Raw genomic sequence first — 9980 nt, 5'->3', positions numbered from 1 at the left:
TTTCGTGGATGAGCGCACCGCTGCCATCGGCGACAAGGTGTGGCTGGACAAGAATGCCAACGGCGTGCAGGACGCCGGCGAGGCCGGTATCGCCGGTGTCGCCGTCAAGCTGCTCGACAGCACTGGCACCGTGGTGGGCTCCGCCACCACCGACGCCAACGGCAACTACCAGGTCAGCAACCTGACCCCGGGCGACTACGCTGTGCAGATCACCGCACCGACCGGCTACTTTGCCAGCCCGAAGGACCAGGGCGGCAACGATGCCACCGACAGCGACATCGACCCGACCACCGGCAAGACCATCAACACCACCCTCAGCGCCGGTGAAACCGACCTGACCTGGGACGCCGGTCTGTATCAGAAGGCTTCCCTGGGCGACAAGGTGTGGCTGGACACCAACAAGAATGGTGTTCAGGACACGGGCGAAGCCGGTGTCTCCGGTGTGACCGTCAAGCTGCTCGATAGCAACGGCAACGAAGTCGCCACCGCGACCACCGATGCCAACGGCAACTACCTGTTCAAGGATCTGGTGCCGGGTAACTACAGCGTTCAGGTTGTGGCGCCTGCTGGCACCAGCTTCACCGGCAAGGACCTCGGCGGCAACGACACCACCGACAGCGATGTGGATGCCACCGGCAAGTCCGGCGTCATCAACCTCGAGTCCGGTGAAACCGACGCCTCCGTGGATGCCGGCCTGACCCAGGCTACCGCTTCCTACGGCGACAAGGTGTGGCTGGACAAGAACGCCAACGGTGTGCAGGACGCAGGCGAAGCCGGCATTGCCGGTGTCACCGTCAAGCTGCTGAACACCGCCGGCGCCGTGGTGGCCACCACCACCACCGATGCCAACGGCAACTACCTGTTCAACAACCTGACCCCGGGTGACTACTCCGCCCAGATCGTGGCCCCCACCGGCTACTTCCTGAGCGCCAAGGACCAGGGCGGCAACGACGCCACCGACAGCGACTTCGACCCGACCACCGGCAAGACCATCGTCACCACGCTGGCCACCGGGGAATCCGATCTGTCGTGGGACGCCGGTCTCTACCAGAAGGCTTCCATCGGCGACAAGGTGTGGGCTGACTGCGACAACGACGGTGTCCAGGATGCAAACGAAGCCGGCGTTGTGGGCGTGACCGTGAAGCTGCTGAACAGCGCCGGCACCGTGGTGGCCACCACCATGACCGACGCCAACGGCAACTACCTGTTCAAGGATCTGGTGCCGGGCAGCTACTCGGTGCAGGTCGTGGCCCCCACCGGCTACTCCATCACCGCCAAGGACCAGGGCACCAATGACGCCGTCGATTCGGACGCCGACCAGGCGACCGGCAAGACCGTCACCACCACCCTGGAGTCCGGTGAGAACGACCTGACCTGGGACGCCGGCCTGGCTGCCAAGGTGGCGACCGCCACCTTCGACTTCAACGGCAACATGGCTACCGATGGCACCGACGGCAACCTGCTGTGCTTCAGCAACAATGGCATCACCGTGAATGCCAGCGCCTTCAGCCGTGACAAGAGCACCGGCACGTGGGCCAAGGCCTACCTGGGTGCCTACGGCGGCGGCCTGGGCGTGACCGACAGCGCCGAAGGCTCGGGCTACGGTAGCACCCACACGGTGGACAACAACGGCACCCGTGATAACTACGTGCTGTTCGAGTTCAATCAGGCTGTGGTGGTCGACAAGGCCTACCTGGGCTACGTGGTGGGCGACAGCGACGCCAAGGTGTGGATCGGTACCGTGAATGGCGCTTTCGACAGCCACATCACCCTATCCGACGCGGTGCTGTCCAGCATGGGCTTCACCGAAGTCAATGCCACCACCCTGACCACCGCCCGCTGGGCTGAGCTGAACGCCAACGGCTTCGTGGGCAACGTGCTCATCGTCGCCGCTGCGCCGGGTGAAACCAACGACTACTTCAAGATCCAGAATCTGGTCGTGAATACGCCGTCGGCCTTCTGCGCCACCGATGTCAGCATCGGTGACAAGGTGTGGGAAGACACCAACGCCAACGGTCGTCAGGACGCAGGCGAAGCCGGTATTGCCGGTGTCACCGTCAAGCTGCTCAACAGCGCCGGCACCGTGCTCACCACCACCACCACCGACTCCACCGGTGCCTATCTGTTCAGTGGCCTGCCTGCCGGCAGCTACAAGGTCCAGGTCGTTACCCCGACCGGCTACGTGGTGACCACCAAGGACGCCGCCGTGGCGACCGATGCCACCGACAGCGACATCGACGCCAGCGGCATCTCCGGTCTCTACACCCTGACCGGCGGTAGCAACAACCTGACCGTCGATGCCGGCTTCTACAAGGCCCGTGCCTCCCTTGGCGACAAGGTGTGGTGCGATGCCGACAAGGATGGCATCCAGGACGCAGGCGAAGTGGGCGCAACGGGCGTGACCGTCAAGCTGCTCGACGCCAATGGCACCGTGGTGGCCACCACCACCACCGATGCCAACGGCAACTACAAGTTCAGCAACCTGAACCCGGGTGACTACGCTGTGCAGGTCGTGGCCCCCACCGGCTTCGTCTTCTCGGCCAAGGATCAGGGCACCGACGACGCGGCGGATTCCGATGTGGATACCACCACGGGCAAGTCGGCACTGGTGACCCTGTCGGCCGGCGAGAACGATGTTTCCCTGGATGCCGGCATCTACGTGCCGGCGGTCGTCAAGGGCAGCATCGGCGACAAGGTCTGGCAGGACATGAACTACAACGGGATCCAGGACACGGGCGAAGCCGGCATCAGCGGCGTCACCGTCAAGCTGCTGAACTCGGCAGGCACCGTCGTGGCCACCACCGTGACCAACACCAGCGGCAACTACCTGTTCAGCAACCTGAACGCCGGTGATTACAAGGTTCAGGTCGTCACCCCGACCGGCTACTACGTCACCAAGCAGGATCAGGCTGGCTGGAACGGTACCGACAGCGCCTTCAACGCCTCGGGCTACACCGGCACGATCTCCCTGGCTGCCGGCCAGTCCATCCTGAAGGCGGATGCCGGTCTGTATCGCAAGGCCAGCATCGGCGACAAGGTGTGGGAAGACAAGGACCACGACGGCATCCAGGACAGCACCGAACCTGGCATCTGCAACGTCAAGGTCCTGCTGCAGAACGCTGCCGGCACCACCATCGCCACTGCCTACACGGATGTGAATGGCAACTACAAGTTCACCAACCTGGATCCGGGCACCTACCGCATCGTCTTCGACAAGACCTCCACCACCTACCTGGGTGTGGATATGTCCAAGTGGTACTGGGCGTCCAAGGATATCGGCGCCGATGACAGCAAGGACGCCGACGCCTACAGCACCAGCGACGTTGCCTACGCCGCCTACACCACCCTGGTGTCCGGTGAGGCCGACATGACCTGGGATGCGGGTATCACCCCGATCGTCCTCGACCTGGACGGCAACGGCATCCAGACCATCGCCCGGGAAAATTCGGGTGGCAAGTTCGACCTGCTGGGTACCGGCAAAGGCATCGACAGTGGCTGGATCTCCGCCGGTGACGCCTTCCTGGCCGTGGATATCGACGGCGACGGCAAGGTCACCAGTGTGGCCGAGCTCTTCGGCGGCTACAGCAAGGGCGACGGCTTCGCCAAGCTGGAGAACTTCGACAGCAACGGCGACGGTTACGTGGATGCCAAGGATGCCGCATTCGCAGATCTGCGCGTGTGGCAGGATCTCAACGGCAACCACCAGACCGACGACGGCGAACTGCGCAGCCTCTCCGAAGCCGGTGTGGCCAGCCTGAAGGTGGCATTCACCGAGCTGCCGGCCATCGATGAGCAGGGCAACCTGCACCTCGAGCGCTCCAGCGCAACCCTCGCTGACGGCAGCAGCATCGACATGACGGACGTGTACTTCAACGTCTCCGTGGCTGACGCCGAAGCCGCCGGGATCGAGCTGCCCAGCCTGTCTGCCCTGCTGGGCGACGACCGCAGCCTCGACGCAGCCCTGGGTTCCTCCACGGTGATCACGGTCGAAGTGACCGCCGCCACCGCCACTGTCACCAATTGCGTGAGCGACGGTGCCGTGACCGCCATGAGCCAGCTGGCCAACCTGTATGACGAGCAGCAACTTGCCCTGATGGCAGCCTAAGTCTTAAGCCACCGGCCGGGCGTTCCCGGCCGGTGGCTCAGGCTCCATCCGGACACGCAGTCACTTTTTAAACGTAGGAGAGAAATCAATGAATCACAGCAACATCTTCAAGAAGTCGGCCGTAGCCCTGGCTGCCGTCGGTCTTTTCGCCAGCGCCTCCGCTCAAGCCGACTCCCTGGTGCTCGAGCAGGACATCAACTCCCTGGCCTTCACCGTGAACGTCGGTGGTCAGCAGGATGACGTGGTGGCTGGCGTGTTCAACGTGGACAACCTCACCACCGGCTCCAGCTTCCTGGCCTTCTGCTTCGAGCTGCTGCAAGGTGTTGGTGTCGGTGCCCTGACCCCCCCGGGCCTTGAGTTCACCGCTGGCAGCGCAGTCAATGCCAATACCCAGGCGCTCTTCAACCAGAGCTATGCCACGCTCGACTTCAATGATGCCACCGCCATGGCCGGCTTCCAGATCGCCCTGTGGGAAACCCTGGACGACATCAACCTGAGCACCGGCAACTACAACGGCTGGACGGGTGACACCGGTAGCATTGACGAAGATCTGGCGCTGCTGGTTGCTGATACCTTCCTGGGCAACATTGCCGCCGGCGCCCCCGCCACCGGCAACTACAACCTGACCAGCTGGCTCAATGGCTCCAGCCAGGATTTGATCCAGGCTATCGTGCCGACCGGCGGCACCGTACCTGAGCCCGCCACCGCCCTGCTGGGCGCCTTGGGTCTGGCCGGCATTGCGGCTGTTCGTCGTCGCAAGGCCTGATTGTTCCCGGGCACCCTTCGGGGTGTCCGCCAGGCAATGTGCGCCGCGAGATGCGGAAAAAGGGGGCCTGCCCCCTTTTTCCGTTTCTGGACTGCCTGAGCGGGGCTGTCCGGCGCGGTAAATAGGCTTATGCCTGTAAAATGCACGGCCGAACACGTTTTTTACTGTCCGCTTTCCGTGGCGCAGACGAGGCTAGCGGCTAGCCAGCGCTCTCCTGCCAGCATCGCCCGCTTCATCGTCCGAGGTCTTCATGCAGCGAACCCGTTTCTACCCAGCCCTGATCCTGGGGTCGGGCCTTGCCCTCTTTTCCCTTGTTGCCAGTGCCGATCTTATGCTCGGAAGCCCCGCCGTGCAGGATGGGGTGACCCGCGCCGACGCCGATGCCATGACGCGGGGCCGGGCGGCCCTGCGCATGCGGAATTTCGAGCAGGCCGAGAAGGCTTTCAGCGAGGCATACCGCCAGAACCCATCGTCGGTGGAGGCCATGCTGGGCATGGCGGCCGTAAGTCATGTGCAGGGTAAGGCAAAGCTTGCGCGGGACTGGATGTCCAGCGCTGTGGCGATGGCCCCCGGACAGCCGGCCGTCCTCCAGGCCCAGGCACGTCTGCTGGTGGAGCAGGGGCTTCCGGCGGCGGCCGAAGAGAGCTACCGGGCCGCCATCGGTAGCCGTCCGGATGAGCTCCAGCTCAAGCTTGACCTCGCTACGCTATATACCGAATCCCTCAAGAAGCCCGGGGAGGCGGTAAGCCTGTTACGTGACGTGGTTCGGCAGCGCCCCGATTTGGTTGATGCCCAGCTTCAGCTCGGGGTTGCCTTATCCATGGACGGACGGATCGAGGAGGCCGGGCGGGTGCTCGACGACGCCCTTCGCCGGGAGCCTGCCAATCCCCGCGTGCTGCATGCCCGAGCCTTGGTGTTGCTCAAGCAGGGGAAGCCGGATCGCGCGCTCGAGCTGCTGGACAAGTCTCTGAGCCTGCGCAAGGATTTCGCGGCTGCGATGTTGGCCCGTGGTGATGCTTTGCAGGCACTCGGCCGCAGCGAGCAGGCGCTTGACGCGTATCGCCGCGCCATTCCCATGGCTCCGTCGAGTGCCCTCCCGCATGCCCTGGTGGCCCAGACGCTGCAGCGCCTGAAGCGTTTTACAGAAGCCGAAAAGTCCTATCGGGAAGCGCTCCGCATGGAGCCTGACAATATCCGGGTGGCCAATAATCTGGCTGTTTTGCTGGCTACCCAGAAATCTGCCCTGGACGATGCCCTCAGCCTGGCCCGCCGGGCAGTGGAAAAGGAGCCTGGGCGAGGAACCTATTTCGATACCCTGGGCCTCGTCCTGCAGGCTCGCGGGGACGTGGCGGCGGCACGACAGGCCTTTGAGCGCGCCCTGTCCCTGGAGCCTTCAAACGCAGAATTCCGCCAGCACTTGAGTCAGTTGGGGGCTGTCGCCCTTGCCCCGACGGCCACCGTTGCTGTGCCCGCCAAGGCAGCCGTAACGGCCGCGGTACCGGCGCCAGCTGCAGCTGCCGTGCCGGCAGCACCTTCCGCACCAAAGCCTGCCGCCGCCGCGGCGGGCGATGCGGCCCGCGTTGTCGCCACCCGTCTGGAGGCCTGGCGACTTGCCTGGGAGTCCAAGGATGCAGACCGTTACCTGGCGTTTTATGCCAGTAGTTTTGTGCCGACCGACAAACGTAACCGCAACGCATGGGAAGCTGATCGTCGCAGCAAACTCCAGAAAAAAGGTGAAATCCGGGTTCAGGTCAATGCACCTGCCATTAAGGCCGAGGGTGAGGTCATGTCCGTCATCTTTGAGCAGCGCTACCAATCGGGCAATTACAGTGATGCGGCCCGCAAACAGCTCGAGTGGGTGCGTGAAGCCGGCGAGTGGAAGATTCGTCGCGAGCAGCAGATCTGATCGCTGCTGCACGGATAAAAGGACGCTTGCCGTGCCTTCAGGCGATCTGCCAGCGGTTGCCACCACCGCGTTTTGCGGCGTACATGGCCCGGTCCGCCAGGGTCTGCAGATGTGTGGGGTTATAGCCGTCCTCGGGGTAGAGGGCGACGCCGATGCTGATACCTAGCCTGCAGCCGGGTATGTCGTCACGGGGAAGATCCAGTACATGGGTGATGAGCCGCTCGCACAGCTGATTCACATCGTCCCTGCCATGGAGAAGGGGGCACAGGATTGCGAACTCATCGCCGCCCAGACGGGCCACCACGTCCGTAGCGCGGGCGACAGCTTCGAGTCGGGTGGCGACCGCGCGAAGAATGTCGTCGCCGATGGCGTGTCCGAAGCGATCATTGATCCCCTTGAAGCCGTCCAGGTCGAGCATCAATAGTGCCCCGGGCTGGGCGTCGATCCGGGCCCGAGTCAGATGAGTGCCAACGGCGTCCTCGAACGCCTTGCGGTTGGCAATTCCTGTGAGTGGGTCGTGGCGCGCCATCTCCTTCCAGCGCTTGCTGTCCTCTTCGATGCTGCGGTAACGGCGCAGCATGCCGAAGACGATCAGCAGGAAGTTCGCCAGGGCGAGAATGAAGGCGCCAGTCTGGATCAAGCGGAGATCCCGCGTGCGGCGGACCGAGTCGTGCTCCAGGGTTGTGGTCAGGCGGTTCATCAATGCCAGGATTTCCAGATTGTGTCTGACCATGTATTCAGCTGCCGGGCTGCGATCGGAGTCTGGCGCATCGCGGGTGGCCGAGAGCAGTGCCGACAGGGGGGCGATCAGCGTGCGGACGTTGGCGACGATATGGCCGCCTTCCCCCCGTACGGCTTGCAGGCGCGTTACCGTGCCGTCACTGCCGCGGGCTTCTCCTCCTTCGGCAAAGGCGATGATGGTCTGCTCGAAGAGTCCGAAGGCGTCGTCGGTTTCCTGGCGGGCTCTGCGCACATCTTCGCTGTGGGTCGGTCGGGTGGTGAGCAGGAGAGCCTTGGTGGTCTGCTGGGAGAGCATGCGCTGGCGGCCGGCCAGATTGATGGCGACGGCATCCTGCGCAACCTGTTCGGCGATCCACAGATTGATCACCAGGACGGTCAGATCCAGTACCAGGAACAGCACAATGGCTGTTACCAGGCGGCGGGGCGAACCGATGAGGGCGCTGACCGGGATGGGCATCGAGTTAAGGGCGATCGTTACGATATGCCAGATAGGCAGGATAACGGCCCGCGGCTCGCAGATTGGAGATCTTTCTGCCCGAAATGGGAAATGCGGCCCGTAGGCCGCATTTCCGGGGACTGCATCGCGCGAGCGTTGTGATCAGTCCTTGAAGCGCTCTTCCAGGGCTGCGATGGCGGGCAGGGTCTTGCCTTCGAGGAACTCCAGGAAGGCGCCACCGCCGGTGGAGATATAGCCCACGTCGTCGGCGATGTGGAACTTGGCGATGGCCGCCAGGGTGTCGCCACCGCCGGCGATGGAGAAGGCTTCGGAGTGGGCGATGGCGGAGGCCATCATCTTGGTGCCGCCGGCAAACTGGGGCAGCTCGAACACGCCGACCGGGCCGTTCCAGACGATGGTGCCGGCGTTGGCGATGATCTCGGAAAGCTTGGCAGCGGTCTTCGGGCCCACGTCGAGGATGCGGTCGTGGGCGGCTACGTCGTCGACGGAGATCTTGTTGGCACGGGCCAGGGCGGACACTTCGTCGGCCACTACCACATCGACAGGCAGGGGCACTTCGGCGCCGCGTGCTTTCATGATGTCCATGATGGCGTGGGCTTCCTTGACCAGATCGGGCTCGGCCAGGGAGTCACCAATGCGCTTGCCGGAGGCCAGCAGGAAGGTGTTGGCGATGCCACCCCCGACGATCAGCTGGTCTACCTTGTCGGCCAGGGACTTGAGGATGGTCAGCTTGGAGGACACTTTGGAGCCACCGACGATGGCCACCAGGGGCCGCTTCGGTGCATGCAGGGCCTTGCCCAGGGCGTCGATTTCGGCGCCCATCAGGATGCCGGCGCAGGCCACCGGGGCAAAGCGGGCGATGCCGTGGGTGGTGGCTTCGGCCCGGTGGGCGGTACCGAAGGCATCGTTGACGTAGATGTCGCACAGGGCGGCCATCTTGCGGGCGAGCTCTTCGTTGTCCTTCTTCTCGCCCTTGTTGCAGCGGCAGTTCTCCAGCAGCACGACTTCGCCCGGGGCGACCTCGAAGCCACCGTCCACCCAGTTCTGGATCAGGCGCACCGGCTTGCCGAGCATCTGGCCCAGGCGCACCGCCACGGGGGCCAGGGTGTCGTCAGCCTTCAGTTCGCCCTCGGTGGGGCGACCCAGGTGGGAAGTGACCATGACCGCAGCACCGCCCTCAAGGGCGTACTTGATGGACGGGATGGAGGCGCGGATGCGGGTGTCTTCGGTGATGTTGCCGGCGTCGTCCTGGGGAACGTTGAGGTCGGCACGGATGAAGACCTTCTTGCCCTTGACGTCGAGATCGGTGAGTTTCTTGACTTGCATGATGATGTTCTTCGAGGCTCTGGAATGAAAAACGCCCCGCACGGGGCGGGGCGTCGAAACAGCAGGATTACTTGGCGTTCACGAAGGCGCGGGCCGCGTCGAGCATGCGGCAGGAGTAGCCCCATTCGTTGTCGTACCAGGCCAGCACCTTGACCAGCACGGAGCCGTCTTCACCCTTGATCACGCGGGTCTGCGTGGCATCGAAGGTGGAGGAGACGGTGGTGTGGTTGAAGTCGGAGGAGACCAGCGGCTCGTTGTTCACTGCCAGGATGCCCTTGAGGGGGCCGTTGGCGGCAGCGGTCATCAGCGCGTTGATTTCTTCCTTGGTGGTGGCGCGGTCGGCGGTGAAGGTCAGGTCCACCAGCGAGACGTTGATGGTGGGCACGCGCAGGGCGAAGCCATCGACCTTGCCGACCAGCTGGGGCAGCACCAGACCTACGGCCTTGGCGGCACCGGTCTTGGTGGGGATGATGTTGGCAGCGGCGGCGCGGGCGCGGCGCAGGTCCTTGTGGCGGACGTCCACGGTCACCTGGTCATTGGTGTAGGCGTGGATGGTGGTCATCAGGCCCTGCTTGATGCCGACGCTGTCGGACAGGATCTTGGCAACCGGGGCCAGGCAGTTGGTGGTGCAGGAGGCGTTGGAGACGACGGTCATGCCGGCCTTCAGCGCGCCTTCGTT

6 protein-coding genes are annotated in these 9980 nt (G+C 64.0%); 3 read left to right on the top strand and 3 right to left on the bottom strand.

What is annotated here, in order from left to right; translation table 11 throughout:
* From ACIQ09_RS20765 to ACIQ09_RS20755, 3 genes are all read left to right on the top strand, one after another.
* On the top strand, positions 1-4105 hold a 4105-nt coding region (locus tag ACIQ09_RS20765; RefSeq protein ID WP_398314101.1), incomplete at its 5' end, for an SdrD B-like domain-containing protein.
* A gap of 88 nt (positions 4106-4193) precedes the next feature.
* The gene (locus ACIQ09_RS20760; RefSeq protein ID WP_398314099.1) at positions 4194-4871 is read left to right on the top strand and encodes a PEP-CTERM sorting domain-containing protein; all 678 of its coding nucleotides are present in this window, start codon (positions 4194-4196) and stop codon (positions 4869-4871) included.
* Between the two features lie 250 nt (positions 4872-5121).
* Positions 5122-6777 carry a tetratricopeptide repeat protein gene (locus ACIQ09_RS20755; RefSeq protein ID WP_398314097.1) on the top strand — a complete coding sequence of 552 codons (1656 nt, stop codon included), beginning with the start codon at positions 5122-5124 and terminating at the stop codon, positions 6775-6777.
* 37 nt (positions 6778-6814) lie between these two features.
* Here the strand turns inward: ACIQ09_RS20755 and ACIQ09_RS20750 are convergent, their stop codons facing one another.
* From ACIQ09_RS20750 to ACIQ09_RS20740, 3 genes are all read right to left on the bottom strand, one after another.
* Entirely contained in the window at positions 6815-7975 is a 1161-nt protein-coding gene (locus tag ACIQ09_RS20750; RefSeq protein WP_398314095.1) for a diguanylate cyclase domain-containing protein, read from the bottom strand.
* Positions 7976-8116: 141 nt separating this feature from the next.
* Positions 8117-9301: a phosphoglycerate kinase gene (locus tag ACIQ09_RS20745; protein WP_296408580.1), complete on the bottom strand. Its 1185-nt coding sequence runs from the start codon at positions 9299-9301 to the stop codon at positions 8117-8119.
* A 67-nt stretch (positions 9302-9368) separates the two neighbouring features.
* A partial coding sequence (locus ACIQ09_RS20740) for a type I glyceraldehyde-3-phosphate dehydrogenase (RefSeq protein WP_398314092.1) occupies positions 9369-9980 on the bottom strand: 612 nt, incomplete at its 5' end.

The sequence above is a fragment of the Zoogloea sp. genome (assembly GCF_044344315.1).
Classification (GTDB): domain Bacteria; phylum Pseudomonadota; class Gammaproteobacteria; order Burkholderiales; family Rhodocyclaceae; genus Zoogloea.
This window is presented reverse-complemented; position numbering and strand designations above follow the sequence as displayed.